At 70.3% G+C, this 25818-nt stretch carries 24 protein-coding genes; 12 read left to right on the top strand and 12 right to left on the bottom strand.

Going from position 1 to position 25818, the window contains the following annotated elements:
- Positions 1 to 473: aldehyde dehydrogenase family protein (locus tag FJ657_RS05665; RefSeq protein ID WP_141162634.1), on the bottom strand; the 473-nt coding region annotated here is incomplete at its 3' end.
- A 277-nt stretch (positions 474 to 750) separates the two neighbouring features.
- Between FJ657_RS05665 and FJ657_RS05660 the strand changes: the two genes are divergently transcribed.
- Both FJ657_RS05660 and FJ657_RS05655 read left to right on the top strand, forming a co-directional pair.
- Positions 751 to 2790: an MDR family MFS transporter gene (locus FJ657_RS05660; RefSeq protein WP_439653927.1), complete on the top strand. Its 2040-nt coding sequence runs from the start codon at positions 751 to 753 to the stop codon at positions 2788 to 2790.
- Between the two features lie 5 nt (positions 2791 to 2795).
- Complete coding sequence (locus FJ657_RS05655; RefSeq protein WP_141162633.1) at positions 2796 to 3446, top strand: TetR/AcrR family transcriptional regulator; 651 nt, start codon at positions 2796 to 2798, stop codon at positions 3444 to 3446.
- A gap of 10 nt (positions 3447 to 3456) precedes the next feature.
- On the opposite strand, the gene FJ657_RS05650 is transcribed toward FJ657_RS05655, so the two are convergent.
- Together FJ657_RS05650 and FJ657_RS05645 are read right to left on the bottom strand one after the other, a co-directional pair.
- Positions 3457 to 3873, bottom strand: coding sequence for a VOC family protein (locus FJ657_RS05650; RefSeq protein ID WP_141162632.1), 417 nt, complete (start codon positions 3871 to 3873; stop codon positions 3457 to 3459).
- Between the two features lie 50 nt (positions 3874 to 3923).
- Positions 3924 to 5732 (bottom strand): gamma-glutamyltransferase, encoded by a 1809-nt coding sequence (locus FJ657_RS05645; protein ID WP_141162631.1) that lies wholly within the window; start codon positions 5730 to 5732, stop codon positions 3924 to 3926.
- Between the two features lie 191 nt (positions 5733 to 5923).
- Here FJ657_RS05645 and FJ657_RS05640 point away from each other — a divergent pair, with 191 nt between their 5' ends.
- The 5 genes from FJ657_RS05640 to FJ657_RS05620 all read left to right on the top strand — a co-directional run bounded on the left by FJ657_RS05640 (position 5924) and on the right by FJ657_RS05620 (position 10667).
- Positions 5924 to 7054 (top strand): ABC transporter ATP-binding protein, encoded by a 1131-nt coding sequence (locus FJ657_RS05640; RefSeq protein ID WP_255447158.1) that lies wholly within the window; start codon positions 5924 to 5926, stop codon positions 7052 to 7054.
- On the top strand, positions 7054 to 8235 hold the full coding sequence (locus FJ657_RS05635) for a polyamine ABC transporter substrate-binding protein (protein WP_141162629.1): 1182 nt from the start codon (positions 7054 to 7056) through the stop codon (positions 8233 to 8235). Before FJ657_RS05640 ends, FJ657_RS05635 begins: the two co-directional genes overlap by 1 nt.
- Positions 8235 to 9224: an ABC transporter permease gene (locus FJ657_RS05630; protein WP_255447157.1), complete on the top strand. Its 990-nt coding sequence runs from the start codon at positions 8235 to 8237 to the stop codon at positions 9222 to 9224. Before FJ657_RS05635 ends, FJ657_RS05630 begins: the two co-directional genes overlap by 1 nt.
- Positions 9221 to 10111 carry an ABC transporter permease gene (locus FJ657_RS05625; protein WP_255447156.1) on the top strand — a complete coding sequence of 297 codons (891 nt, stop codon included), beginning with the start codon at positions 9221 to 9223 and terminating at the stop codon, positions 10109 to 10111. The genes FJ657_RS05630 and FJ657_RS05625 overlap by 4 nt, the downstream gene beginning before the upstream one ends.
- A gap of 139 nt (positions 10112 to 10250) precedes the next feature.
- Positions 10251 to 10667: a hypothetical protein gene (locus tag FJ657_RS05620; RefSeq protein WP_141162628.1), complete on the top strand. Its 417-nt coding sequence runs from the start codon at positions 10251 to 10253 to the stop codon at positions 10665 to 10667.
- A gap of 77 nt (positions 10668 to 10744) precedes the next feature.
- Here FJ657_RS05620 and FJ657_RS05615 read toward each other — a convergent pair whose 3' ends face one another.
- Positions 10745 to 12295 carry an HNH endonuclease signature motif containing protein gene (locus FJ657_RS05615; RefSeq protein WP_141162627.1) on the bottom strand — a complete coding sequence of 517 codons (1551 nt, stop codon included), beginning with the start codon at positions 12293 to 12295 and terminating at the stop codon, positions 10745 to 10747.
- A gap of 297 nt (positions 12296 to 12592) precedes the next feature.
- On the bottom strand, positions 12593 to 13636 hold the full coding sequence (locus FJ657_RS05610) for an NADPH:quinone reductase (RefSeq protein ID WP_141162626.1): 1044 nt from the start codon (positions 13634 to 13636) through the stop codon (positions 12593 to 12595).
- A gap of 111 nt (positions 13637 to 13747) precedes the next feature.
- On the opposite strand from FJ657_RS05610, the gene FJ657_RS05605 reads away from it, so the two are divergent.
- On the top strand, positions 13748 to 14152 hold the full coding sequence (locus FJ657_RS05605; protein WP_141162625.1) for a hypothetical protein: 405 nt from the start codon (positions 13748 to 13750) through the stop codon (positions 14150 to 14152).
- An 87-nt stretch (positions 14153 to 14239) separates the two neighbouring features.
- On the opposite strand, the gene FJ657_RS05600 is transcribed toward FJ657_RS05605, so the two are convergent.
- Positions 14240 to 15232 (bottom strand): LysR family transcriptional regulator, encoded by a 993-nt coding sequence (locus FJ657_RS05600; RefSeq protein ID WP_141162624.1) that lies wholly within the window; start codon positions 15230 to 15232, stop codon positions 14240 to 14242.
- An 82-nt stretch (positions 15233 to 15314) separates the two neighbouring features.
- Between FJ657_RS05600 and tdh the strand changes: the two genes are divergently transcribed.
- Positions 15315 to 16358: an L-threonine 3-dehydrogenase gene (gene tdh, locus FJ657_RS05595; protein ID WP_141162623.1), complete on the top strand. Its 1044-nt coding sequence runs from the start codon at positions 15315 to 15317 to the stop codon at positions 16356 to 16358.
- Complete coding sequence (locus FJ657_RS05590; protein WP_141162622.1) at positions 16358 to 17554, top strand: glycine C-acetyltransferase; 1197 nt, start codon at positions 16358 to 16360, stop codon at positions 17552 to 17554. Before tdh ends, FJ657_RS05590 begins: the two co-directional genes overlap by 1 nt.
- 134 nt (positions 17555 to 17688) lie before the next feature.
- Here FJ657_RS05590 and FJ657_RS05585 read toward each other — a convergent pair whose 3' ends face one another.
- Both FJ657_RS05585 and FJ657_RS05580 read right to left on the bottom strand, forming a co-directional pair.
- Positions 17689 to 18264 carry a putative immunity protein gene (locus FJ657_RS05585; protein ID WP_141162621.1) on the bottom strand — a complete coding sequence of 192 codons (576 nt, stop codon included), beginning with the start codon at positions 18262 to 18264 and terminating at the stop codon, positions 17689 to 17691.
- Entirely contained in the window at positions 18264 to 18866 is a 603-nt protein-coding gene (locus tag FJ657_RS05580; RefSeq protein ID WP_141162620.1) for a dihydrofolate reductase family protein, read from the bottom strand. Before FJ657_RS05580 ends, FJ657_RS05585 begins: the two co-directional genes overlap by 1 nt.
- A 64-nt stretch (positions 18867 to 18930) precedes the next feature.
- On the opposite strand from FJ657_RS05580, the gene FJ657_RS05575 reads away from it, so the two are divergent.
- The gene (locus FJ657_RS05575; RefSeq protein ID WP_141162619.1) at positions 18931 to 19566 is read left to right on the top strand and encodes a LysE family translocator; all 636 of its coding nucleotides are present in this window, start codon (positions 18931 to 18933) and stop codon (positions 19564 to 19566) included.
- A gap of 43 nt (positions 19567 to 19609) precedes the next feature.
- On the opposite strand, the gene FJ657_RS05570 is transcribed toward FJ657_RS05575, so the two are convergent.
- Together FJ657_RS05570 and FJ657_RS05565 are read right to left on the bottom strand one after the other, a co-directional pair.
- Positions 19610 to 20929, bottom strand: coding sequence for an MFS transporter (locus FJ657_RS05570; RefSeq protein ID WP_141162618.1), 1320 nt, complete (start codon positions 20927 to 20929; stop codon positions 19610 to 19612).
- Between the two features lie 547 nt (positions 20930 to 21476).
- A complete protein-coding gene (locus FJ657_RS05565) occupies positions 21477 to 21938 on the bottom strand; it encodes a hypothetical protein (protein WP_255447155.1) in 462 nt (153 codons plus the stop codon).
- 464 nt (positions 21939 to 22402) lie between these two features.
- Here FJ657_RS05565 and FJ657_RS05560 point away from each other — a divergent pair, with 464 nt between their 5' ends.
- Complete coding sequence (locus FJ657_RS05560; protein WP_141162617.1) at positions 22403 to 22858, top strand: hypothetical protein; 456 nt, start codon at positions 22403 to 22405, stop codon at positions 22856 to 22858.
- Positions 22859 to 23414: 556 nt separating this feature from the next.
- Here the strand turns inward: FJ657_RS05560 and FJ657_RS05555 are convergent.
- Entirely contained in the window at positions 23415 to 23825 is a 411-nt protein-coding gene (locus FJ657_RS05555; RefSeq protein ID WP_141162616.1) for a hypothetical protein, read from the bottom strand.
- An 87-nt stretch (positions 23826 to 23912) separates the two neighbouring features.
- On the bottom strand, positions 23913 to 25427 hold the full coding sequence (locus FJ657_RS05550; protein ID WP_141162615.1) for a hypothetical protein: 1515 nt from the start codon (positions 25425 to 25427) through the stop codon (positions 23913 to 23915).
- Positions 25428 to 25818 lie beyond the last annotated feature (391 nt).

Genomic DNA, 25818 nt, shown 5'->3' with positions numbered 1-25818 from the left:
ATCGCCGGGAAGTTGAACGGCGAGATGATCCCGACAACGCCGAGCGGCTGCTTGATCGAGTAGACGTCGACGCCGGTGGACACGTTCGAGGAGTAGCCGCCCTTGATCAGGTGCGGGAACCCCGTCGCCAGATCCACGACCTCGAGACCACGCGCGACCTCACCCGCGGCATCGGAGACGACCTTCCCATGCTCCGACGTGATGATCTCCGCCAGCTCACGCGAACGCGCGTTGAGCAGCTCACGGAACGCGAACACCACCTGCTGCCGCTTCGCGTTCGACGTCGCAGCCCATCCCGGGAACGCCGCCGCCGCCGAAGCGACCGCCGCGTCGATCTCGGCCTGGTCGGCGAGCACGACCGACTTCGTCTGACGACCGAGGGCGGGATCGAAGACCGGGGCCGTGCGGCCCGAGGCGGAGGCGCTGACGGCGCCGTCGATCCAGTGCTGGACGAGAGGGAGGGAGTCGGACATGACGACCTTTCCGAGAGGGGTGACCCGGTCAGGCTAGGCAGGGGCCGCCGCGGCGAGCCCTGCCGGAATGGATAGCGACCTTCGATCCGGTCTCCATTCCGCAGATCCCGCCTGTCGACGGCCCACTCTGGCTTGCGCGACAGGCGTTGCGGGAATAATCTTGCAGGGTCTAAAAGTTTGCACTTCATGCAAGCAAGTCGCCAGCGTCGGTGACACCCCCTCCACCACCGGGTCCCGGCGCGCGACGTCACGACCCTCCCCACCTCGAAGGAAGCGCATGTCCTCGGCTGCCGTCAGCTCACCACCCCGCTCGAACACCCCCGGCGGAGGGGGCAGCAGCGGCGCCGGCGGAACCCTCATGAGCCACCGCGAGATCCTCTTCGTGATCTACGGCCTGCTCGCCGGCATGTTCCTCTCGTCGCTCGGCCAGACCGTGTTCGGCACGGCGATCCGCACGATCGGCGACGACCTCAAGGGCCTCGACCAGCAGGCCTGGGTCACGACGGCGTACCTGATCACGAGCACGATCGCGACGCCGATCTACGGCAAGCTCAGCGACATCTTCGGCCGCCGCCCGCTGTTCATCTTCGGCATCAGCGTCTTCATCGCCGGCGCCGTGCTGTCGTCGATGTCGACCTCGATGCTCATGCTCGCCGGCTTCCGCGCGATCCAGGGCATCGGCGCGGGCGCACTCATGTCGCTGCCGCTCGCGATCCTCGGCGACATCCTCGCCCCGCGCGAGCGCGCCAAGTACCAGGGCTACTTCCTCGCCGTGTTCGGCATCGCCTCGGTCATCGGACCGCTGCTCGGCGGGCTGCTCGCCGGCGCCGACCAGATCCTCTTCATCACCGGATGGCGCTGGGTGCTGCTGATCAACGTGCCGATCGGCATCGTCGCGCTGATCATGGTCATCCGCTTCCTGCACCTGCCGAAGGTGCACGACCGGGCCTCCGCGCCGCGCATCGACTGGTGGGGGGCGACCGCGATCATCGTCGCGCTCGTGCCGCTGCTGCTCGTCGCCGAGCAGGGCCGCACCTGGGGATGGGGATCCGTCGGATCGATCGCCTGCTACGTGATCGGCGCCATCGGACTCGTCGCCTTCATCGTCATCGAGACGCTCATGAAGGACAACGCGATCCTGCCCATGAAGCTCTTCCGCTCGCGCACCTTCTCGATGGCCGCGCTGCTCGGCTTCCTCGTCGGCTTCGCCATGTTCGGCGCCATGCTGACACTGCCGCTCTACCTGCAGATCGTCGTCGGCCTCGACCCGACCGCCGCGGGCTTCGCCACCCTGCCGCTCGTGCTCGGCCTCATGGTCGCCTCGATCGTGTCGGGCCAGATGATCTCGCGCATCGGCAAGTACCGAGCCTTCCCGATCACGGGAACCGCCTTCACCGCCGTCGGCTACGTGCTGCTGACCTTCATGAACATCGACCGCCCGCTCTGGTACCTGCTGATCGCGATGTTCGTGATCGGACTGGGGCTCGGCCAGCTCATGCAGACGCTGACCTTCGCCGCGCAGGGCTCGGTCGAGCCGCGCGACATGGGCGTGGCGACGAGCTCGGCGACCTTCTTCCGCCAGATCGGCGGAACGCTCGGCGTGGCCGTGCTGCTGTCGGTGCTGTTCTCGGCGCTGCCGGGCAACATCGCGAGCGCCATGTCGAACGAGAAGGACCTGAGCTCGGCCCTCGACGCCGCCCTCGACCCGACGGTCGCGAGCGCCCCGAAGAACGCGGGCGTGATGAAGCAGATCTGGACCCCGATCGTCACCCCGATCGAGAAGCAGGTGCAGGACGGCCTCGACCAGGCGACCGCTCAGGTGCTCGCCGCCGTTCCGCCGGCCGCCGCGCAGCCCGCCCTCGAAGCCGCCGCCGGCAAGGCCCACGCCTCCGTCGTCGACGGCAAGCTCGCGGTCGACTGGTCCGACGCCGACCAGCGCGGCTACTGGGTCGACCAGCTCGCGCCGAAGATCGCCGACAAGGTCGCCGACGCGAAGACCAGCGACAGCCAGTCGAGCTCGAGCGACACGTCGTTCCTCAACGGGGCCGACCCGCGGCTGACCCGCGCGTTCCTCGGCGGCTTCAACGACTCGGCCGTGGCCGTGTTCTGGGTGGGCTTCGCGATCATCGTGCTCGCGTTCATCCTCACCTGGTTCTTCAAGGTGCCGCCGCTGCGTCAGCGCTCGGCGCTGCAGGAGCGCGCCGACAAGCACCGCGAGGCGACCGAGGAGCTCGAGCAGGAAGCCGTGCTGGCCGCCAACGAGTCGGGTTCGTTCGTCGCGCCGATGACCGGCTCCGTGCCCGTCGTGCAGCGGTGAGCGGGATGCGCGGCGAGACCTCTCCGACGACCTCGGCGGTGCGCGAGCACGTGCCGCTCGACACGGCCGCGCTGCTGCTGGCCGGCGACGTCGAGGAGGTCTCGCTGCGCGAGCGCAAGAAGGCCCGCACCTGGATGGCGCTGCACGAGGCAGCGCGGTCGCTCGTGCTCGCGCGCGGCCTCGACGGCGTCACGATCGAGGAGATCTGCGAGGTCGCCGAGGTCTCGCCGCGCACCTTCTTCAACTACTTCGCGTCGAAGGCGGATGCGGCGCTGGGACTGCGCGAGCCGCGCATCCACGCCGAGGCCCTCGAGCGCTTCGCGGCGCAGGGCGGCGAACCCGGCGCGGTGGGCGACCTGTGCGATCTGCTCGCGGCGACGATCGACCTGCCGCCCGACACCGCCCGGGTGAAGGAGCTGGGTCGCGCGCGGCCCGAGGTGTCGCCGGCGATCCACAAGTGGATGTCGCAGCTGCGCACCGCGATCAGCGACGCCGCGATCGACCGCCTGGGCGAGCGGCGCGGCCGTCTCGCTGTCGCGATCGTCTTCGCGGCGCTGTTCGAGGCGATCCATGAACCCCCGGTCGCCTCGGTGGGCGACCTCGCCGTGCGGCTGCGCGAGCGGGTGGAGACGATGGTCGAGATCGCGCGCGCGTAGTCGCGGCGGCTCAGCTCTCGTGGAACGACGGCAGGTACGAGAGCCCGACGAGGATGCCCTCGGGACTGAGCAGGCGCGCCGTCGACTGACCCCACGGCTCGACCTTCGGGCCGACGAGGATGCGCTGCCCTTTCTCGGCGAGCTCGGCGGCGCCCGCCGCGACCGCTTCGGGCGACTCGAGCTCGAACTCGACCCACGACTGCGGAACGGCCACATCGGCGGGCCACTCAGCGGTGCCGAAAGTCGCCTCGGCCGCCTGGCTGAGCGGCCACAGCCCGAACACCTTCGCCCCATCGAGATCGCGGGCGTGGAAGTAGTCGGGAGCGATCTCGTCGAGTTCGAGGCCGATCACGTCGCCCCAGAATCGCCGTGTCGCCGCCGGGTCGGGTCCGATCGGGCCGTAGCCCGCGATGAACTGGATCTGCATGGATCGCACGCTAGCGACACCCGGCGACAGCGCGGGAGGGCGTCGCGCGGTCAGGGCCGGGGCGGCACGACGATCGCTGAGCCGTCGGAGCGCGGATCGCTCGCGGCATCCCAGCGCGGCCCGTCCGTGTACCCCGCACCGCCCTCGGGCAGCGGGCGGATGAGGTTCGCGTGGCCGAGGTCCTCGTCGTGCGGCGGCACCTCGCGCAGGGCGAAGCCGGCCGCGGAGAGCGAGCGCTTCGCCGCATCGGGCAGGTCGCTCTCGATGGTCGCGGTCAACGGGGTGTCGCCGTCGGCCTGCACCCCGATCGCGAAACGCGGGGCCCGGGTCACGGCGCTCGCTCCGACACCGGCGCCGGCTCCCGCGCCGACGCTCGCACCCCCGAGCTGACGCAGCAGCAGCTGCGCGTGGATCTGCGGCTGCGCCTGCCCTCCCATGGTCGACTGCACGGCGACGAGCGATCGATCGGCCGCATCCAGCACTAGCACCGGCATGAGCGTGTGCGGCGGACGCCGCCCGGGAGCGAAGGCGGCGGGATGCGCGGGGTCGAGCGAGAAGCCGGTGCCGCGGTTCTGGAACAGCACGCCGGTCTCGGGTTCGAGCACCGCGGCGCCGAAGCTCCAGTAGGCCGACTGCACGAGCGACACGGCCCAGCCGTCGTCGCTGACGGCGGCGAGCCCGACAGTGTCGCCGCGGGCGGGACGGATGGGGTGGAGCCCGTCCGCGTCGGGGGCGGCGGAGCGGGCGTGAGCCTCCGTGTCGGTGTCCGTCTCGGATCCGGTCGCGCCGCCGTCATCCGCGCGGTGACGGCCGCGGAGGCCGGCCCGGGTCAGCAGCTCGCCGGTGCTCAGCGCATCCGGATCGGCGAGCACCGAAGCCCGGATCGCGTTGCCCTCCGCGAAGAGCCGCCCGAGCTCGCCGGCACCCGCTCCGAGCGGATCGAGCTCGGCTCCGCCCTCCGAACGACGTCGTCGCGCGAGCCGGTCGAGCTCTCGCAGGGTGCGCAGCAGCGAGAAGCCCTGCGTGTTCGGCGGGCTGGTGATGATCTCGAGCGAGCGAGCGCCGAGCCCGGCAACGAGCCCCGTACCGTGCTCGCCGTCGACTGCGTCGGCGAGCACGAGCGAGATCGGCGCATCCAGCACGGGCTGGAACGCGGCGACCTCCTCGGCCGTGATCCGGCTGCCGAGTCGGCGCAGGCCGGCGACCCACGCCTCGACGAGCGGCCCCTCGTAGAAGGCGTCGGGACCGTGCGTCGCGAGGACGCGCAGCGTCGCGGCGAGCGCCGGCTGCCGCAGCGGCTCGCCCTCCCGCAGCCCGCGGCCGTCGGGCGCGAAGATCGCCCGGCACCCCGGATCGGCGAGCAGCGCGTCTCCGTCCTCGACGATCGCCGCCGCGACCGACCGGGCGAGGGGATGCTCGTCGGCGAGCCGCGCGGCCGGCGCGAGCAGCGCGTCCCAGCCCAGGCGCGCGCGCCCCTGCGCGAGCAGGCTCCAGCCGCGCACCCCGCCGGGCACGGTCACGGTGTCGATGCCGCGGTCGGGCATCCGGTCGCCGTGCCGCTCGCGCAGCCCCTCGAGGGTCTCGTCGCGCACGGCGCGGCCGGTCGCGTTGACGAAGGTCACGGTCCCGTCAGGTGCGCGCACGAGCGCGACGAGGTCGCCGCCGAGCGCGACGTTGTTCGGATAGACGGCGCACAGCGCGGCCGCCGCGGCGATCGCCGCATCCACGGCGTTGCCGCCAGCACGCAGCGCCTCAGCCCCGGCCTCGGTCGCGAGGTGGTGCGAGGTCGCGACAGCACCCGACCCGGCGACGGCACCGGCGCCGCCCTCGACAGCACCGCCTCCGCGCGAGTTCGACATGCGCCCACCCTGCCACCCGCCGACGCGCGACACCACGGATGCACGCGCCGCACCCCCGCGAAGCGACGGATTCCGTAGCCCGAACCGGCGCATCCCTTCGTATACCTCCGTCGGAATCCCACCGCAACTCTCGATTCCGTCGCGCGAGCGGTATATCGTCGCCCCACCAGAAGGCGAGCAAGGGAGTTCGTGTGGCCGGTTCATCCCCCGACGGCGTCACCCCGAGCGGCAATGGCGTGAACGGCAGCGTCGAGCTGCGCGGCATCGTGAAGTCGTTCGGCGGCAACGTCGCGATCGGCGGCGTCGACCTCGATGTGCACAGCGGCGAGTTCCTCTCCCTGCTGGGCCCCTCGGGCTGCGGCAAGACGACGCTGCTGCGCATGATCGCCGGCTTCGAGCATCCCGACTCCGGCGACATCCTCGTCGGCGGAACGAGCGTGCTGAACACGGCGCCGTACAAGCGGCCGGTCAACACCGTCTTCCAGAGCTACGCGCTGTTCCCGCACATGACGGTCGCCGAGAACGTCGCCTACGGGCTGCGGCAGAAGCGCACTGCGCGCAGCGAGATCGGCGCCCGGGTGACCGAGGCGCTCGACATGGTGCGGATGCGCGACTTCGCCGACCGCAGTCCGCTCAAGCTGTCGGGCGGTCAGCAGCAGCGCGTCGCCCTCGCCCGCGCCCTCGTCAACCGCCCCCGCGTGCTGCTGCTCGACGAGCCGATGTCGGCCCTCGACCGCAAGCTGCGCGAGGAGATGCAGATCGAGCTCAAGCTGCTGCAGCAGCAGCTCGGCACGACCTTCGTCTTCGTCACCCACGACCAGCAGGAGGCGCTCTCGATGAGCGACCGGATCGTGGTCATGCAGGGCGGCGCGATCCAGCAGATCGGCACGACCGAGCAGGTCTACCTCGAACCGGCGAACGCCTTCGTCGCCGGGTTCATCGGCAAGCAGAACTTCATCGAGGCGACCGTGCAGGCCGATGGCACGCTGCTCGCCGCCGACGGCCCGCTCGGCCGGCTCGGCGACGTCGGATCGGCGGCGCCCGCGCCCGCATCCGGAACCCGCGTCACCGCGACGATCCGCGCCGAGGCGGTCACCGTCACGGCCACGCGTCCGGCGAGCGCCGCGCTGCCCGCGACCGTGGCGGGCATCTCGTTCCTCGGCGACGCGATCCAGTACGTCGTCACGACGCCCAGCGGGCTCGAGCTGATCTCGCGCGTCGATCCGGCGCGGGCCGAGAGCCTCAGCACCGGCGATCAGGTGTGGTTCCACTGGGATGCGGCGGCCCTGCGCACCTTCCCGGCCGAGCGGGCGGCGGCCTGATGGCGGCCCGCCCGCACCCTCGCGCCGAGGTGCGCGCGCTCATCCCGCGTGCCGCATCCGCGCAGATCACCCGGCGTGCCCTGCTCAGCGGCTTCGCCGTGAGCGCGACCGCGCTGACGCTCGCCGCCTGCGCCCGCGAGACCCGCATCGCCGCGTCGGCGCCGGTCGACGGCAAGCTGGAGAGTCAGCTCAACGTCTACAGCTGGGGCGACTACGACGACCCGCGCAACATCGCCGCGTTCCAGCGCAAGAACGGCGTGACGGTGCAGATCGACAGCTACGGCTCGAACGAGGAGATGATCTCCAAGCTCGGCGCGACGCGCGGCACGAGCGGCTACGACATCATCGTGCCGACCGGCGTCTACGTGCCGCTGCTCGCGAAGAACAAGCTCGTGCAGAAGCTCGATCTGTCGAAGCTGAAGAACTTCGCGAACCTGCTTCCCGCCTACCGCGACCAGTCGTGGGATCCGGGCAACGTCTACACGGTCTGCAAGGACTTCGGCACCACCGGCTACGCCTACGACACCGACGTGATCGACCGCGAGATGACCTCGTGGCAGGACTTCCTCGACGTCGCCGAGACCACCGCCAGCCACAACACGGCGCTGCTCGAAGACCCGTGGGAGGTGAGCTGCATCTGGTTCGCCGCGAACGGCATCGACCCGAACACGACGAAGAAGGCCGACCTCGACGCCTGCGAGAAGTACATGGTGAACACGCTCGCGCCGCACGTGAAGGCCTTCAACTCGAGCGCAGCGCAGAGCGGCATCCCGCAGCAGACGTTCTCGCTCATCCAGGCCTTCAACGGCGACGTGCGGCAGGCGTATCTCGCGACCGACAAGCCGCCGAAGAACTGGAAGTTCGTCTTCCCGACCCCGACCGCCAACCTGTGGATGGACTGCTGGGCGATCACGACCGGCGCGCAGCATCCGGATTCGGCGTACGCCTTCATCGACTCGATGCTCGAGCCGGAGGTCGCCTACCGCGAGCTCGACTACATCGGCTACTCGACCGGGCTGAAGGGGCAGGAGGAGCTGGCGCGGAAGCGCGACTACGACTTCCCCGAGCTGGTGTTCCTCACCGAGGAGGTCGAGAAGCGGCTCACGCCCTCGCTCGTGACCGACGCGACCGAGCGGCTGACCTCGATCATGAACCGGATGATGGCGAAGGCGGGCAGCTGATGACCACCACCGAGATCATGACGCTCGCGCAGGAGCCGGGCGACGGCGGGCGCGGCGCCCGGCGCGGTCGGGGTGTCGGAGCGGCCGGCAGCTCGCGCATCCGTCAGCGTCTCAGCGGCACGACGATCGCCGGATTCCCCACCTGGGCGTTCGTGCTGTTCTTCTTCATCGTGCCGATCGCGCTCGTGCTCTGGTACAGCTTCGGCTACAAGCCCGACCTGTTCTCGGCGCACGCCAACGACAAGCTGTCGTTCGACCGCTACGCGGAGGCGCTCGATCCGACCTTCCTCGGCACCTTCCTCAACACCCTGCGCATCGGCGTCGTCGGCACCGTCATCTGCCTGATCATCGCGATCCCCTTCGCCTACTGGCTCGCGGTGAAGCTCAAGCCGCAGTACCGGGCGCTCGCACTGGCTCTCGTGCTCGTGCCGTTCTGGACGAACTTCCTCGTGCGCACGCTCGGCTGGCAGATCGTGCTGTCGCCGCAGGGCTTCGTCTCGTCGGCCATGCAGGGGCTCGGACTCGAGAAGCTCGATGTGCTCTACACGTCGACGGCCGTGCAGATCGGCGTCGTCTACAACTACCTGCCGCTGATGATCCTGCCGCTGTACGTGGCGATGGATCGCGCGGGCACCTCGCTGCGGGAGGCCAGCGCCGATCTGGGTGCGAACCGCATCCGCACCCTGTTCCAGGTGACGCTGCCGCTCGCCGCCCCGGGCATCGCGAGCGGGGCGCTGCTCGTGTTCATCCCGCTCATGGGCGACTACGTGACCGCGTCGGTGCTCGGCGGGGCGCAGGGCAACATGATCGGCCAGCTCGTCGCCAGCCAGTTCAACACGGCCCAGAACTGGGCGCTCGGCTCGGCGATGGCGGTGCTGCTGATGCTGTTCACGGCGATCACCGTGGCGATCGTCGCCGTCGTCGCGCTCGTGATCAGGTTCGGGATCCGACGAGCGCGACGCGTCGTGCTGACGGGAGGTGCGGCATGAGCGCGGTGGATGATCGGCCCGCACCGAGTGTCGCGAACCGGCGTCGCCGCGACGGTGTGGGCGTCGGGCTGACGGTGTGGGGCGTGCTCGTGTTCGCGTTCCTGTTCATCCCGATCATCGTGATCATCGCCTACTCCTTCAACACGGGCCGGCTGCTCGCGACGTGGCAGGGCTTCGGCTTCGATGCCTACGGGGCCGCGTGGGAGAACCCGGTGCTGCGCGCCTCGGTCATCACCTCGCTGCAGGCGGCGCTCGGCGCGGCCGTGCTGTCGACCATCCTCGGCACCCTCGGCGGGCTGGCGCTCGCCCGGTCGAAAGTGAAGGCGAAGTGGGTGCTCTGGGCGACCGGGCTGCTCACGATCACGCTGTTCACGCCCGAGATCGTGGATGCGGTGTCGATGCTCCCCTGGTTCGTCAGCCTCGGCACCGACTTCGGCATCGCCCCGTTCAGCAACGGCATGGTGCGGCTCGTGGTCGCGCACAGCGTGCTGTCGGTGGCCGTCGTGACGTTCATCGTGCGGGCGCGCATGCACGGCATGGACGAGTCGCTCGAGGAGGCCGCGGCCGACCTCTACGCGCCGCCGCTGCGTCGGTTCTTCCAGATCACGCTGCCGGTCGCGAGCCCGGCGATCTGGGCCGGGGCGCTCATGTCGTTCACGCTCAGCCTCGACAACACGATCGTGTCGAGCTTCGTGCAGGTGCCGGGGGCGACCCCGTGGCCGGTGTACATCTTCAGCGCGCTGCGCGTCGGTCTGCGGCCCGAGATCGCGGCCGTCTCGGCGGTCATGTTCGTGCTGACGCTGCTCGCGCTCGCCGTGGTCGGGCTCGTGCTGCGGCGCGGTGGGCAGTCGGCGGAGGAGATGGCCAAGACGCTGGCGAGCGCGTAGCGCCCGACCCGCGGGGGCCCGAGGTCGGGCGGCTCCCGCGACCCGAACGCGGAAGCCGTCTCGGCGCGCGAAGCTGTGTGCCGCATCGGCATCCCTTGTGCAGCCAGCGTGACGACGGCCACGGTGCTAGACCTGATTCGTGAGTGACGAACCGGGGATGACGCAGCAGTCCGATGACACGCGAATCGGCGCGTCGCCCGGCGGCGAGCGCCCGGTGCCGAACGACCTCATGGAGCCGGTGCCGAATGTGCAGCGCATCATGTGGACCGGCACGATCTGGTTCGCCGCGGTCGTGCTGTCGATCGGCGCGACGATGGGCCCGCTGCTCGCGAGCGGCTGGCGCCCCGATCACCTGCCGGCCGTGCTCGAGGGCATCTGGTGGATCGGCGTCGTCATCATGACCCTCGCCGTCGGCCTCATCGGCTGGTCGGGATGCCCGATCCTCGAGGTCAGCGTGAAGACCGCGAGTCACAACAAGTCGCGGACCATGCAGTTCGGCACGGCGCTGTTCATCGCGAGCGGCGCGATCCTGCTCGCCGCGATCATGCTCGGCTGACGTCTCCCGCGCTCCGCTGACGACGCGGCACGACGCAAGATCACTCGCCGACGATTCGCCGGAGCACGCAGGGCAGGTCAGAACGGGGCCGGGTTGAGCAGTGCACGCTCGATCTCGAGCAGCTCGGCCAGCAGCTGAGCTGACGGCACGTCTCCGAAGTCGAAGAGCTCGGCGAGGAGCTCGACTGGGATCTCGGGATGCTCGTCGGGCGGCCCGAACACGTCGGCCTCACCGAAGCATCGGGTCTCACCGGGTGGATCGAGGGCGCCGGGTGGATCGAGCGCATCGGGCGGGGCCGACCGGGGAACCTCGATCGTGCTGGAGGCGCGAGGCGCGGGCTCATCGAAGCCGGCGAATGCGACCGCCACCGTGGGCGCATCCTCGCGGTAGATGCGTCCGGTGGGCGAAGTCCATTCGAGAACGCCGCCGCCGAGCTGTTGCACTCGCCAGCGGGTGAACTGCTTCATCGAGTGGTGCCGCTGACAGAGGTGGGCGAGGTTGCCGATCGTGGTCGGTCCGCCGAGGGCGTGGTCGATCGTGTGATCGATCTCGCAACGGGTTGCGGCCAGGCGGCATCCGGGGAAGCGGCAGTGCTGGTCGCGCACGCGCAGGTGACGACGCTGATCGGCGGTCGGCCGGTAGCGATCGGTCACGAGCACGCCGCCCGTGACCGGATCGGTGAGGATGCGCGACAAGGACGGTGCGCTTCCGGCGAGCCGGCGGGCGGTGCCGGCGTCGACCGGCGAGCGCCCGACGAGATCGGCGGGATCGTCGCCGAGTCCGACGAGCGCGGACGCCGGCACCACGACCTGCACGTGGGCGCGGATCGCACCGAGGGCGCCGATCCCGTCGGCGTCACCGTGCGCGGTCGGGTCGAGCTGCGGGGCTCCGGCGAGCAGCAGGTCGGCGAAGACGTCGGCACGCACGGCGTCGATGCCGCGACGGTCGCCCGGGCCGCCCGCTGAGTCGGTCCGTCCCTCGTCGATCACGGCGTGCGCCATCCGCGTGAGTCGATCGACGATGCCGTCGCCGATCACCGCGGGAACCGTGGCGATCACCTCACACATCCCGTCGTGTCCGGGGATGAGACGCACGGCCCGCCGACGGGCCGCCTCCTCGTGTCGTTCGGTGAACGAGCGCTGGGTGAGCTTCTCGGCGTAGAGCTCGAGCCCGGCCCTGACCCGGTTCGGGGTGTCGCGGAGGCAGCGGTCGATCGCCTCGCGCTCGTACTCGGCGCGGAGCGAGTCGCCCACAATGCGTCCGGCGTCGACGATGACGGTCACGTGCCCGCGGGTGATGGATCCGCTCTCCCACGCGGCGAGCGCGACCGGGTACTTCTCGACGATCTCCTGCGCGTCACCGATGCGCCCCTGCATCGTGCGATCGGTCACGCGGAACACACCGGCGAGCTCGACGGCGACGGAACGCAGCGCCACGTCGTGCGCCCGCACGCTCGCGCGCTGCCCCGCCGCCTCGGCCGCGGCGATCTGACCGGCCCGGGCGAGCATCCGCGTCTCGGCCACCTGGGCGGCGGCGAGCAACCCGACGATCCCCTCGGCGTCGCCCGCCAGCTCCGTCAGCGCGGCGTCGGCGACGCCGATGCCGAGCGCGGGCGGGGGCTTCTCCATGTCTTCATGTTGACCCCGACCACCGACATTCGACGGGGTCGGTTCCAGCTGCGGAATCGGTCACCGGCCTCGCTCCCAGCATGGTCTTCGGCGACGCGCCTCGGCGCCAGATCATCCGCCCTCGCGCCGCCCGAGAGGCGTCCCCCGAGACCGACTCACGCTCACTCAGCCGGTGCTCGCGCACCGGGCGGCCCGTTGCCCGAGCTCGCTCGCACGTCAGCGGCGCTGCGCCCTCGCCGACGCCGCCCCATCCGCGTGTCCGACTCAGGCGCCCGACGACGTCCACGCGCGAGCCGATCAGCTCGCGGTGACGTCGATCAGAACCTTGCCGACGACGCCGCCCTCGACGGCGTCGTGCGCGGCGGCGGTGTCCGCGAGGGAGAAGCGCGTCAGCGGGAGTCCGGTCGCGTCGCCGACCTCGAGCGCTCCGGCGGCCGCGGCGGCCGTCACATCCTCGACGCCGGCCCGCAGCGCCTCGTCGCCGACCGTGTAGAGCAGCACGAACTGCAGGCGGGCGTTGAGCCCCATCCACTCGCGGATCGGGATCCGGATGTCGCTGCCGCTGTTCGCGTAGATCGCGACCGAGCCGCGGGTCGCGACGACCGCCGCCACGAGCCCGACGTTGCGGATGAAGTCCACGTCGACCACGATGTCGACCCCGTCGGGGGCGAGCTCGCGGATCGCCGCGGCCGGGTCGCCCTGCGTGTAGTCGATTGCGAAGTGGGCCCCCGCGTCGGTCGCCAGGGCGGCCTTGGCGTCGCTCGAGATCGTCGTGATGACGGTCGCGCCGGCCCAGCGGGCGAGCTGGATGGCGGCGTGGCCGACCGCGCCGGCGCCGCCGGTGACGAGCACGGTGCGTCCGTCGAGGGATCCCGGGGCGAGGCGGCGCGGGCCGTCTTCGTGCACGGTCAGGGCGCGGTGCGCGGTCATCGCGGGGACGCCGAGGCTCGCGCCCACGTCGAAGCTCACCCCGTCGGGCAGCTTCACGGCCTTCCACGCCTCGACGACGGCGACCTCCTGCGCGGTGCCGTCGTCCGACTCGTGCTGCGCGAGGAACACCCACACGCGATCACCCACCGCGAGCCCCTCGACGCCGTCGCCGACCTCGTCGACGACGCCGGCGCCATCCTGGTTCGGCACGATCGCCGGGGCGTCGGAGCCGTCCGCACCGCCGCCGGTCGCCGGGGCGGTCTGGGCGGCGCGGCGCTTCCAGTCGGTCGGGTTCACTCCGCTGACGTGGATGCGCACCCGCACCTGGCCGGGCCCGGCGTGCGCCTCCTCACGCTCGACGAGGTTCAGGACCTCGGATCCGCCGGTGGACGTGTAGACGATCGCGCGCATGCTCCGACGCTAGTTCGGTGTGGGTGCTCGGCGCTGGGCTGGCGTCGTCGCAGCTGAGCCAGCAAGCGAGATCCATGATCTGATGCAACTCGATGAAGGTACGGTGTGGCCATGCTCTACGGGCCGCGGACGCGGGAAGTCACCGCCTTCATCGAAACCCTGCCGTCGCTGACCAAATCGGACTGGGAAGAAGGCAAATCCGCTGCGGTGCAGTATCAGCCCGACCTTCTCGAGAAGCTCGACCACGCTTCGGTCCTCGTGGTGTCGACGCTGACGAGCAATCCGCAGCTCGATGCCGCGTTGAGCGCCGCGAAGCCGCACGTCGTTCGCATCGTCGACTCGTTCCAGTGGAATGACGACGCGAATTCTGACCTTCGACTCGATGTTCTGTGGGCACTCGGAGCGATCGTGGTCTTCGACGAGCTCGCTTTCGACGATCTCCTCGTGAGATTCAGGCCCTTCCGCCTGTCGACCGTCGCCGTGCCCGTCCTGTGGAGCAGGTCACTTCTCGACTGAGAGCCGGACTCGGTGTCTCGGCGCGAGACGCTCGCGAGCACGGTGGAGATCACGGGATCACTCTGGCCGCGAGGAGGCGCGGCCGCGTCATCCGCGACGCTGATCCTGGTCGTCCTCCGCGCCGAGGTCGGCGCTCGCGCCCGCACCCGGGCCCGCTCCGGCGACGCCCGCTCCGCCCGCCGCGAGCGCATCCATCACCCGCCGCAGCGACTCGACGACCGCGCGCACGGCACGCCGTCGCAAGATCTCGGGGCGCGCGAGCACGTCGATCGAGCGGGTCGTGCCGACGCCGACGAGGGGCCGGGTGACGACGCCGTCGACGTGCGCGAGGCTGCCGGTGTACCGCGGCAGCAGCCCGAGCGCGTCGCCGGTCGAGACGATCGACGCGACCGTGCTCCAGTCGTTGACGCGGTGCACGATGTCGATGGTGCGCTCCGCCGACGCCGCGACGGCCCGCAGCACGTCGTCGGGCGAGAAGCCGACCCGGCTGCTGACCCAGCGTTCGTCGATCAGGTCGGCCGGACGCAGCCGCGAAGCCCGGGCGAGGCGATGGGATGCCGGCAGCGCGACATCCAGCGGCTCGTGCACGAGCGTGATGACGCGCACGCCGTCGTCGGGCCAGGGCGGGCTGTGGTCGAGTCGGTGCGCGAGCACGAGGTCGTAGCGGGCGGCGAGCGCCGGGAAGTCGTCTTGCGCGACGTCCTCGTCGGTGAAGCGCACCTCGGGTCCGCCGCTCGCGGCGAGCTCGGCGATGAGGCTGCCGAAGATCGCCTGCCCGGCGCTGTGGAAGCCGCTGAGCCGCACGACGCCGCGCTCGTCGCTCTCGTAGTCGTCGACGGCGGCGCGGGCCGCAGCCACCGCATCCAGCACGCCGTCGCCGGCGCGAACGAGCGCGAGTCCGGCATCCGTCAGCACGAGCGAGCGACCCTGCTTGCGCGTGAGCGAGGTGCGGAAGCCGCGCTGCAGGGCGGCGAGCTGCTGCGACACGGCCGAGGGCGAGACGCCGGATGCGGCGGCCACCGCGCTCACACTGCCGAGGTGGGCGAGTTCGCGCAGCAGCCGCAGCTGATGGACCTCCACATCGGATAGTGAAGCATCCACTTCACGATCGATGAAGAACCGTGCCGTTGTTCTGCGCTATCGACGCGATTAGACAGGGCGCATGCGCGCTCTGCAGAAGACGGCGCCCGGTGCGGGGTTGGACTGGGTGACGGTGCCCGACCCGGTCGCCGGCCCCGATGATGTCGTGATCCGCGTGCTGCGCACCGGCATCTGCGGCACGGATCTGCACATCGACCACTGGGACGACTGGGCGGCCTCGACCATCACGGCTCCGCTCATCCCGGGCCACGAGTTCTACGGCGAGGTCGTCGCGACCGGCGAGCTCGTGCGCGACGTCGACCTCGGCGACCGGGTATCGGGTGAGGGCCACATCGTCTGCGGCACCTGCCGCAACTGCCGCGCCGGGCGGCGGCAGATGTGCATCCGCACCGTCGGCCTCGGCGTGCAGCGCGACGGCGCCTTCGCCGAGTACCTCACCATCCCGGCCAGCAACGTCTGGGTGCACCAGGGCGACATCTCGCCCGAGCTCGGCGCGATCTTCGACCCGCTCGGCAACGCCGTGCACACGACCCTCGCCTACCGGCTCGTCGGCGAGGACGTGCTGATCACCGGATGCGGCCCGATCGGCCTGATGGCGATCGCGATCGCCCGGCACGTCGGCGCCCGCTTCATCGTCGGCACCGACATCAGCCCGGCGCGGCTCGCGCTGGCGAAGGGCATCGGCGCGGATGACGTCGTCGACGTGTCGGCCCGGCGCATCCGCGAGGCCCAGACCGCGCTCGGCATGCGCGAGGGCTTCGACGTCGGGCTCGAGATGAGCGGCGCACCGACCTCGCTGCCGGAGATGATCGACAACATGAACCACGGCGGCCGCATCGCGATGCTCGGCCTGCCCAGCGCGCCCTTCGCGATCGACTGGGCCAAGGTCGTCACGCACATGCTGGTCGTGAAGGGCATCTACGGTCGCGAGATGTTCGAGACCTGGAACGCGATGTCGGCCATGCTGCAGACCTCGAGCGCGCTGCGGGCCGCGATCGGCTCGGTCATCACCGAGGTCATCCCCGCCCGCGACTGGAAGGCCGGATTCGCGGCCGCCTCCGCCGGGTCCGGCGGCAAGGTCGTTCTCGATTGGACGGAGCTCTGATGTACACCGCATTCCGCAGCCACCTCGCCGGGCAGCTCGACGAGATCGAGGCCACCGGGCTGACGAAGCACGAGCGCGAGATCTCCGGGCCGCAGAGCGCCCGCATCCACGCCGACGGGCAGGATGTGCTCAACTTCTGCGCCAACAACTACCTCGGCCTGGCCGACGACGCGACGCTCGTCGCCGCCGCGCACGACGCTCTCGACACCTGGGGCTACGGGCTCGCGAGCGTGCGCTTCATCTGCGGAACCCAGACCCAGCACCGCGAGCTCGAGCGGCGCGTAGCGGGCTTTCTCGGCACCGACGACGCCATCCTCTTCTCGTCGTGCTTCGACGCGAACGGCGGCGTCTTCGAGACCCTGTTCGGCGCCGACGACGCGATCATCTCCGACGAGCTGAATCACGCCTCGATCATCGACGGCATCCGCCTCTCGAAGGCGCGTCGCCTGCGCTACCGCAACCGCGACATGGCCGACCTCGAGGCGCAGCTGGTGGCCGCCGAGGATGCGCGCTTCCGGGTGATCGTGACCGACGGCGTCTTCTCGATGGACGGCTACATCGCCCCGCTCGAGGCGATCTGCGACCTCGCCGAGCGCTACGACGCCCTCGTCTTCGTCGACGACTCGCACGCGGTCGGCTTCATCGGCGAATCGGGACGCGGCACCCCCGAGCTGTGCGGCGTGCAGGACCGGGTCGACATCCTCACCGGCACCTTCGGCAAGGCGCTCGGCGGCGCCTCGGGCGGCTACGTCGCCGCGCACCGCGAGATCGTCGATCTGCTGCGCCAGCGCTCACGCCCGTACTTGTTCTCGAACAGCGTCGCCCCGGTCATCGTCGCCGGAACGCTCGCCGCCCTCGACGTGATCGAGGGCTCGCAGGATGCGCGCAGTCGGCTGCAGCGCAACGCGGCGGCCTTCCGCGCGGCCATGACCGACGCCGGCTTCGAGCTGCAGCCGGGCGAGCATCCGATCGTGCCCGTCATGTTCGGCGACGCCGCCCTCACGGCCCGCATCGCGCACCGCATGCTCGACCTCGGCGTCTACGTGACAGCGTTCTCGTTCCCGGTCGTGCCGCGCGGCACCGCGCGCATCCGCGTGCAGCTGTCGGCATCGCACTCGCTCGAGGACATCGAGCGCGCGGTGGCGGCGTTCGTGGCGGCGCGGGATGCCGAGGCGGGAGTCACCGCGCAGAGCTGACGCGCGCGTGCCGCGTCTCGTGCGCCGGCCGACGGACCTCGCCGATGTGCGGCGTGCGCCGTCGCTGCTCGTTCCCCGCCTGCTGGTCGCGACCGCGCGACGCGTTCTCGGGCGGCGTGCCCGCCGGGGACCTGTCAGCGGGATGCGATTCCGGCCTGCAGCGCCCGGATCGTGTCGCCGAGATCGCCGCGGGCGAGCAGTCCCGATCCGAGCGGCCCCGCCGGGTCGGCGCCGAGCGCGGGGAGCCGACGCAGCGCATCCCGCGCCTCGACAGTGAGGTCGGCGAGCTGCCACGCGATCTCGGCGTCGGCGGCGCGCTGCGGATCGTCCGTCTCGGAGTCGGCGCCGAGGCGTGCCGCGCGCACTGCGTAGGCCGCCGCGCCCAGGGCATGCGCCCCCATGTGCGCGATCCCGGTCGCCTGCCCGACGGCGCGCGCGGCGGCGACCGCGGCCGGAGCGCTGACGACCCCGGCCGCCCGCCCCGCCTCGAATCGGCGCCGGATCTCGCCCGCCGTATCCAGCTCGCCCCTCCCGTAGGCGCGCACCCGCGCCAGCCCGTCGCGCGGCCGCGACTCGTGCGGCGCCGCCGCCTCGAACAACGGCAGCACCCGCTCGACGCAGTCAGCCGCCCAGAACGCGAGCACCCGCCGATGGGTCTCGCTGAGGGTCTGCGCCGAGAGCGGCCGGCTCGACGGGGCGTCCGCCGGCATCAGCGGTAGGTGTTCAGCACGACCCCGCCGGGCAGCGTCTCGCTGCTGACCAGGGCGAGGTCGCGGGTGATCGGGGCGGGCGTCGCGGCAGTGGCAACCCCGGCACGGCGCCCGAACAGCGGGATGCCGTCGCCGAGCACGATCGGGTTCACCTTGATCTGCAGCTCGTCGATCTGGTCGATCAGCTGCGCGGCGAGGTCGCCGCCGCCGGCGAGCCAGATGTCGGCGCCCGGTTCGGCTTTGAGGGCGGCGACCTGCGCGGCGAGCTCCGCCGTGGAGCCCGTCAGCGTCTCGACGCCGTCGGCCGGGTCGAGCTCGCGGTGGGTGACGACGATCTGACGCAGGTGCGGATAGGCGCCGCCGGTGAGCCCGGCATCCAGCCCCGGAGCGAAGGTACCGCTGCCCATGATCACGGTGTCGAAGCGGCGCGGCTCCCCCGTGACGCCGAGCGCGGCGCGCACGTGGGTCGGGCAGGTCTCGGGGTAGCGCTCGAACAGCGCGGCGAGCGTGTCGGGCTGTGTCGGGAAGCGCGAGAAATCCCCGTCGGGCGCGGCGATGAAGCCGTCGAGGGATGCGGCGATGAAGTAGACGAGGTCACGCACGAGGTCCTCCGGTCGTCGTCATCCCAGACTGCCAGCTGCTCGAATCCGGGTCTAGGGTGACCGCATGCCCGCATCCGATCACCTCGCCGCCTTCGCTCTCGCGGCGCTCGTGCTGATCGTGATCCCCGGCCCGAGCGTGCTGTTCGTGATCGGGCACTCGCTCGTGCATCGGCGGATGGGCGGCGCCCTCAGCGTCGTCGGCAACGGGATCGGCGTGATCCCGCTCGTGCTCGCCGTCGCGTTCGGGCTCGGCGTGGTGATCACCGCCTCGGAGATCGCGTTCACGGTCATCAAGGTCGTCGGCGCGGGCTACCTCATGTACCTCGGCGTGCAGGCGATCCGGCACCGGCGGGCCCCGATCGACGGCGCCGCCGAGGCGACCCGCGTCTCGCGTCGGCGCCTCATCGGCCACGGCATCGTGGTCGGCGCGACGAACCCGAAGACGATCGTCTTCCTCGCGGCCGCCCTGCCGCAGTTCGTGGATGTGAGCCGCGGCGACGTCCCGACGCAGATGCTCGTCTTCGGAGCGGTCTTCGTGTCGATCGGCCTCGCCTCCGACCTCGTCTGGGCGCTGCTCGCCGGCACCGCCCGCAACTGGTTCGCCCGCTCGCCGCGCCGCCTCGCGACGATCCGCGGAACCGGCGGCGTCATGATGATCGGCCTCGGCGGCGTGCTGCTGGGTACGGGCGCGAAGCACTGACCTCGCCTCGGTGAGCCCGGTGGGCCGGGCCGAGGACTGACCTTCAGTCGGGGTGCGACGCGGATGCCGCCGCGCGCGGCGCGACCGCACCCCAGCCGGCCTGCAGCCCGCCGACGATCGCGAGGGCCGAGGCGACGAGCACGGTGGTGAGGATGCCGGACGACGCACCCAGCGCATCCACCGTGATCCCGCCGAGCACCGTGCCGGCGGCGATGCCGACCGCGAAGACGCTGACGACCCACGCGTTCGCCTCGTTGGCGTGACGCGACTGCACGAGGGCGGGGGTGAGGGCGAAGATCTGCGTCAGCAGCGGAGGCAGCGAGAGTCCGGCGACGAAGGCGAGCACGATCCAGACCACCGGCGGGGCACCCGCGGCGGCGGTCGGCAGGTAGAGCGCGCCGAGGATCACGGCGACCGGAGCCGCGGCCCGCGCCGGCGGACGCCGCAGCGGGAAGCGCGCGATCACCAGCGCCCCGACGAGCGCGCCCGTCGCGTTGGCGGCGAGCGCGACCGGGCCGAAGTCGTCGTTGCTCGCGAGCGATCCGTAAGCGGTCGCGGTGAGCGTCAGCGCGCCGACCGGGATCGCGGCGGTCAGCGTGAGGATGAGCATGCGCACGAAGGGGGCCGACGAGAGCGGGGTGCCGTGGCGGGTCGGTGCTGAACTCACGGTGCGCGAGGTGTCGTCATCAGCGCCCGGCTTCGCGCCCGCGCCCGCTCCCGCGCTCATGCCGACGTGCGCGTCGGCGCCCGCGTCGGCCCTCGCGCCGACCCGCGCATCCACCTCGCCCGGACGCCGCACGACAGCCCGCGCCGCATACGCGATCCCGCCGACCAGCCCGACGCCGGCCATCGCGAGCACGTTGATCTGCGCACCGAACACGGCGATGCCGGTCGCCGTGAGCAGCGGTCCGATGATGAACAGCACCTCGACGGCGGCGGCGTCGAGCGCGTAGGCGGATGCGCGCTGCGTCGCGTCGCGGAATAGCGCCGGCCACAGACTGCGCAGCGTCGACTCGATCGGCGGCGTCGAGAATCCGGCGACCGCCACGGCGACGAACGCCACGGCCGGCACTCCCTGCACCGTCAGCACCGCGATCACGAACCCGAGCGTCGTGACGACCGCCGAGAGCAGCAGCACGAGCGAGCGATGTCCGGCGCGGTCGATGATGCGTCCGAGGAACGGCTGCCCGATCGTCCCCGCGATCACGAAGGTCGCAGTGAGCGCCGACGCCGAGGCGTAGTCCCCGCCCGTGTCGACGACGAGCCGCACGAGCGCGAGCGCGCTCATCGCCGTCGGCAACCGGCCGATCAGCGAGGTGAGAACGAGAGCGGGCACACCGCGCCGCCGAAGGATGCCGAGCATAGGAGGTCGATCCTGCCAGCTTCCGCGGCGGTCATCTCGACCCGCGGAGCTGCGCGCGGACGTCAGCGCGAGGGACGGGGAATCGTCGGCGACCGCGAGTAGGAGACGTCGGGGTCGGCACCGCGCACCCGACCAAGCTACCCAGCCCTGACCGCGACGGGACCGCGGCGCTCATTCGACTCCGGACGGCGCGAGGTATCTCGCCCCGATCGCGCGCGCATTTGGGCAGAGCGTGGGCATCGACAGTCGATGCCGTCACCCGAGAGACCGAGACGTCGGGCGGGAGCCGCAGTCACGATGGTGGAGGGCAGGGATCTGCACTACCGCACCAGGCCCTGGGACCTTGCCGCCGCATCCACCGGATCACCTCGCGCCGATCGCGCCGTCAGTCCTCAGGACTGCGCACCTGGCTCTGTCGCTCGGACCCGTGATGACATCCTCGCGCGATGCGCTCTGCGCCCGCTCTCGCTCGAGATGACCCGGGCTCGAGTCATCCGATCGGGTGCGGGGTGTGCCGCCAGCCGGTGCGAAACCAGCGGAGTATCGCCTAGTTGCTCTCGAAGGAAATCGATTCGACGAGAGCGACGACGGCAGCAGCTCGACGGTGTTCGACCCTGGCGGCGTCGGCGGTGCGGGCGTTCGCCAGGAGGCGGTCGGCGATGACCTGGGCGCTGATCTCGGAGAGCCGTGCAGCGATCACCGATGCGAGGCCGTCGCGGAGCTCTTCCAGGTTCGTGTTGGCGATCTCGAGTCGTCGGTCGGAGACGGCGAGCTCGATCGTCGAGTATCCGTTGAGCGCGAGATGGCCCCGGGTCTCGTAATCGAGGATCGCGGCGATCTCCTCGCGTTCAGGGCGGCGGGTGAATACTGCCTCGACGGTGTACCGGTCGGGCCCGTCCGCAGTCAGCAGCGCGACCGGAAGGGATCCGACCAGAACGCCGCGCAGCCCGAGGAGCATGCGCTCCTCGGGCGGCGAGACCGGGGCGAGAACGGGGCGCGAGCTGGTCATGGTGTGCCCTTCTGGGCGGTGTGAAGCGGATCGGGGGGGTGCCGCCGCCAGCGGCTGGCGACGGCACCGGGGATCGGACGGCGATCAGCGATCAGCTGTCCGGTCCCGGCGCTCTCCTGCGGTGGGACGCCGTGATGAATCAGGAGAGCGCGTCGGGTGCCGCGGTTGTGGACGCCGCGGCGGGTCGAGGCTGGGGCTGAAGTGCGGTTTTCGTACTGGCCGTCAGAGGTGTGGCCTCCGGGCGCGGCCGGCGCGGTTGGCGTTCGGCGCGGTGTCGCGCCTGGGGCGGGTCGTGCTCGTCATGGGTGCTCATCGCGAGCCTCGATCCGGTAGAGATAGAGACCTGACGGTACGCGGTCCACATGTGTGAGCACACATCTTCGGGACATGTGCTCTCATCGCGGCGGAAGTGAGCACCGTCGAGCGCCTCGCCGGGCAAACCGGCCGCTCTGCTCGTCGGGGCGGTGTTCGGCAAGAGCGGCGGGGTGCGCGGTGCCGATGGAAGCGCGATGCAGGTCTTCATCGACGTCGCGTTGCCGATCGTGCTGATCAGCCTCGACTACGCCGAAGCCGGCGCGCGGCTCATCCTGTCGCGGCTGTTCACGGTGCTGTTCGTCGCCCTGGCTGAGGAACTCGCCACTCGCGGGTTCGTCGTGCGACTGAGGCGCAATACCGGCGCCCCGGAGTACGCCGTTGGTTTGGTCTCCGCCGGCGCCTTCGCAGACGTTGCACTCGGGCAACGTCTTCACCGCCGATCAGGGTCTCGGCACGACCCTGATCCAGGGGCCTTCGCAGGCTTTGCCGGCGCTTCCATTCCTCGGTGGCGGAGGGCGGGGGATTCGAACTACCGCACCCGCCCTGCGGTTACAGGCACAGGATGCCACAAGCGCTGGAATTTCAGGGGTTTTGGGTCGCAGTGATCACGAGCCATAGCCCTCGATTGCCGCGAGTTGTGGGCAATCTGTGGGCACCGAAGCCGTGCCTCGATGCGCAGCACTCGAACGGCCCAGGAGTCAACTCGAGAACGACTCGCAATCATTAGCCGTGTGCGAAAACTTGCCGCCGCTGAGCCGCCTGCCCCCGTGGAAACGACGACAGAAATGCAGTCAAGTGATGACCGGAACCCGATTCGATCGCGCTCAGTTGTGGCCGAATCGTGGCCAGACTTGCGCTTCGTCGAAAGACGAGCCGCGCTCCAGGCCGGCTATGCGGGGCCGCCGATGAGGGTGGTGCGACCACAGGAGAGCCGACATCGAACGAAGCAGGCCACCGCAGCCAGGAACCCGACCGCGCCGACGATATCCGCCGCCCAGAGGTCCGGGTCAATGCCCGACAGGACTTCGGCGATGCAGGCGCCGAATACCGTTGCCCCAATCTCGAACGGGCCGAGTCCACGAATCAGGTGCAGGCCTGGCTGCGATCCTTCTAGGGGCGAACGCTCCGGGCCCGGCCGTCGACCCCGGACCCGCTACAGACTCAGAAGTCTGGCCCCAGCCCTAGCGACCTGTTCATGACGGCAAGCATCAATGCCCGCGCTTCAGTGAGCGGCTTCAGATCGATTCTCGCCACGGCTTCTATACTGCCGGCGGCTTGCGTCGCTTCGATGCGATCAATAACTGCATGGTGATACTGGGCCGCGCATGCTCGCACAGGATCGGGTCCTAACAGCACCACTCGCGACTGTGCGCGCTGTACCTCCTCCTCCACGACGAGACCGCGCGCTTCCAGCTCGGATGTCGTCTGCCCGAGCGCTACGCGCTCCACCCAGGATGTGCACAACAACTGCATCCAAGTGTCGATCGAAGCAAGGAACTCGCCATACGCCTTAAGGCGTGCTGCCCTGATCCACCTCCTGTGCTCACGCCGCCCTTGAACGGCGGCGCTCACGAGGCCGAATAGGCCAGTGAGCAAAGCACCCACTACAACGCCGGCGAGGCCCAGCAGCAAGGACGTCGAGCTTGTAGCCGCCATTCCTCAGTCCAGGAGAGCGTGCAGAGGGCGCGCGGCGGCAGTACCGACAAGCGATAGCTCGTTCTCTGCCCGCGCGGCAAGCTGGAGTGGACTCATGCTGACCTCGCCTTGTTGGGCGTTGATGATTCGATCAAGGGCAGCAGCTACCAACGCCGGGGCGGTTCGCGCTGAGGCGCTGAGACTTACGGAGTCGAATCGAGCGGCGTGCATTACGAAGTTGCGCTGGTAGTAGAGACGTCTGAACGCCGCCGAATAGTAGCTGCGGACACGCGCCAACACTTCGGCGGGGCTCTTGCTCAGCTGAACGTACCTAGCCACCGCCGCCTGATCGGCTTCCTTGATGAATCCCGGATCGCCAGAGCGTATGAGCTGGTCGGCCATCATGCGGGCTTGTTCGTCACTAGATGCTGTGGTCAGACGTGCGGCGAGATCATCACCTCCGCGGCCAGCCCAGCTCCGAGCGAGCGCCGTCACTTCGGCCCGAGGAAAACTGCATGCAACTATGTCCGCGAGCCGATCAGCGACGTCAGTTCCCTTCCCGCCGGGTCTGCCAAGCAGTCCTTCCGCGGCCGCCCAGACGGAAGCGACCGACGCCCCCTTGGCTGCACCAGTGTGGGAGGCCAGCAGTTCGATCGCTCCATCGAGTTGATCGCTGAATTTGAGCCCACCGGAGAACAGCCTGTTGCGTTGAATTGTCGGGATCCGGAGCGGTCGCAGGTCTTCGCGCGGCGTCCTCACCTTAGAAGACACAACATCGATCACGTGCGGCCCGAAGGTCACGTTCCCGGCAACCCCTAGCCCGAGCTGGGTCCGGACCACTACGCGTTGTTGCCACGCAAGCAGCTCAACCATCGCGCCGTGCGGGTCGCGGGCAGTGCAACTCCACTCGATCGCTCCCGCCCCGAGCCTCGGCGTTGCGATCTTCTTCGGGTTGGCCGACTGCTCGAATGCCCTCAGATAGTCGTCCGCCTCGCGCCAGAGCTCCTTCATCGACGCACGAACGTCCTTGTGCGCCGACACAACGCTGACAAGGAACGTGAACTGCCGAGGGGGTTCGAGCAGCATCTGCCGACCTTCCTGGAGAACCTCCCCCAGCGGGGCGTCCTCGGGCAGGTTGCTCAACCATCCGTGCAAATGACTGCGATGGAGCCCTTCGTCTGTGAGATGCGCAACCAGCAGCCTCGCTATGACCTCCACCTCGGTGGCCGCCACACCTTCGGCGCCGACCAGCTCGATCCAGCGCTGGAAGTAGCCAGCACGAGATCGATCAATCAAGGTCGAGATGCGATCCAGAATCTGCTGGAGAGCTGCGCTCGATTTGCTGCGCTCCTTCCCCACGGGGAGTAGTTGGTCCAGCAACGCAACCAAGAGCTCACGCGCTTTCTGGTCGCCGAGACCCCTGTCCCGAGAGGCCTGCCGCTTCGCACCGGCGATCACGTCCTTCATAGCCTCATCGGAAGTCAGAGCGCCCGACCACGTGGCCTCGACCGCTTCCCGAACTTCCTGGAGGAGCACCATCGTGCCTGGCTGCCAAAGCGCCCTGTGCCACGAGGTTCGATCGTCAGCCAGTTCCTTCATGCGAGCGACGACCAGCGGGCTCAGGTCTTCCGTTGTCACCGGCGTCGTGTATCCTCACGTTTAGAGCTAGGAGCTCGAAATCTGACAGACGGGAGTCGCCCTCCGGGGCCGCTCCCGTCTTTATTTTCGCCAGCGCCGCGAGGACCAGGCAGCTCGTTAGTCCTCGGCGCGTTGCTCTTGAGATTCTATCGCGAAGTGATCGGGCCTCTGGGCGAGGCCTCTGCGCGGCTGGCTGGAGACGGCGAGATTTGAACCCGGCGCTGCAGTCACCTCGGTCGGGTCGTCTCCGGTCTTTGCCCGATTTTTCGGGCTGATCCGATCACACGATCAG

This window comes from Schumannella soli (assembly GCF_006517435.1).
Lineage (GTDB): Bacteria > Actinomycetota > Actinomycetes > Actinomycetales > Microbacteriaceae > Schumannella > Schumannella soli.
The sequence above is the reverse complement of the archived record's forward strand: the minus strand, read 5'-3'. Positions and strand labels throughout refer to the sequence as shown.

Excerpts from the sequence above, each read along its gene's own strand:
- FJ657_RS05660 (WP_439653927.1), top strand. The coding sequence starts at position 751 with ATGTCCTCGGCTGCCGTCAGCTCACCACCCCGCTCGAACACCCCCGGC.
- FJ657_RS05655 (WP_141162633.1), top strand. The coding sequence starts at position 2,796 with ATGCGCGGCGAGACCTCTCCGACGACCTCGGCGGTGCGCGAGCACGTG.
- FJ657_RS05650 (WP_141162632.1), bottom strand. The coding sequence starts at position 3,873 with ATGCAGATCCAGTTCATCGCGGGCTACGGCCCGATCGGACCCGACCCG.
- FJ657_RS05645 (WP_141162631.1), bottom strand. The coding sequence starts at position 5,732 with ATGTCGAACTCGCGCGGAGGCGGTGCTGTCGAGGGCGGCGCCGGTGCC.
- FJ657_RS05635 (WP_141162629.1), top strand. The coding sequence starts at position 7,054 with ATGGCGGCCCGCCCGCACCCTCGCGCCGAGGTGCGCGCGCTCATCCCG.
- FJ657_RS05630 (WP_255447157.1), top strand. The coding sequence starts at position 8,235 with ATGACCACCACCGAGATCATGACGCTCGCGCAGGAGCCGGGCGACGGC.
- FJ657_RS05625 (WP_255447156.1), top strand. The coding sequence starts at position 9,221 with ATGAGCGCGGTGGATGATCGGCCCGCACCGAGTGTCGCGAACCGGCGT.
- FJ657_RS05615 (WP_141162627.1), bottom strand. The coding sequence starts at position 12,295 with ATGGAGAAGCCCCCGCCCGCGCTCGGCATCGGCGTCGCCGACGCCGCG.
- FJ657_RS05610 (WP_141162626.1), bottom strand. The coding sequence starts at position 13,636 with ATGCGCGCGATCGTCTACACGTCCACCGGCGGATCCGAGGTCCTGAAC.
- FJ657_RS05605 (WP_141162625.1), top strand. The coding sequence starts at position 13,748 with ATGCTCTACGGGCCGCGGACGCGGGAAGTCACCGCCTTCATCGAAACC.
- tdh (WP_141162623.1), top strand. The coding sequence starts at position 15,315 with ATGCGCGCTCTGCAGAAGACGGCGCCCGGTGCGGGGTTGGACTGGGTG.
- FJ657_RS05590 (WP_141162622.1), top strand. The coding sequence starts at position 16,358 with ATGTACACCGCATTCCGCAGCCACCTCGCCGGGCAGCTCGACGAGATC.
- FJ657_RS05585 (WP_141162621.1), bottom strand. The coding sequence starts at position 18,264 with ATGCCGGCGGACGCCCCGTCGAGCCGGCCGCTCTCGGCGCAGACCCTC.
- FJ657_RS05575 (WP_141162619.1), top strand. The coding sequence starts at position 18,931 with ATGCCCGCATCCGATCACCTCGCCGCCTTCGCTCTCGCGGCGCTCGTG.
- FJ657_RS05570 (WP_141162618.1), bottom strand. The coding sequence starts at position 20,929 with ATGCTCGGCATCCTTCGGCGGCGCGGTGTGCCCGCTCTCGTTCTCACC.
- FJ657_RS05565 (WP_255447155.1), bottom strand. The coding sequence starts at position 21,938 with ATGACCAGCTCGCGCCCCGTTCTCGCCCCGGTCTCGCCGCCCGAGGAG.
- FJ657_RS05550 (WP_141162615.1), bottom strand. The coding sequence starts at position 25,427 with ATGGTGCTCCTCCAGGAAGTTCGGGAAGCGGTCGAGGCCACGTGGTCG.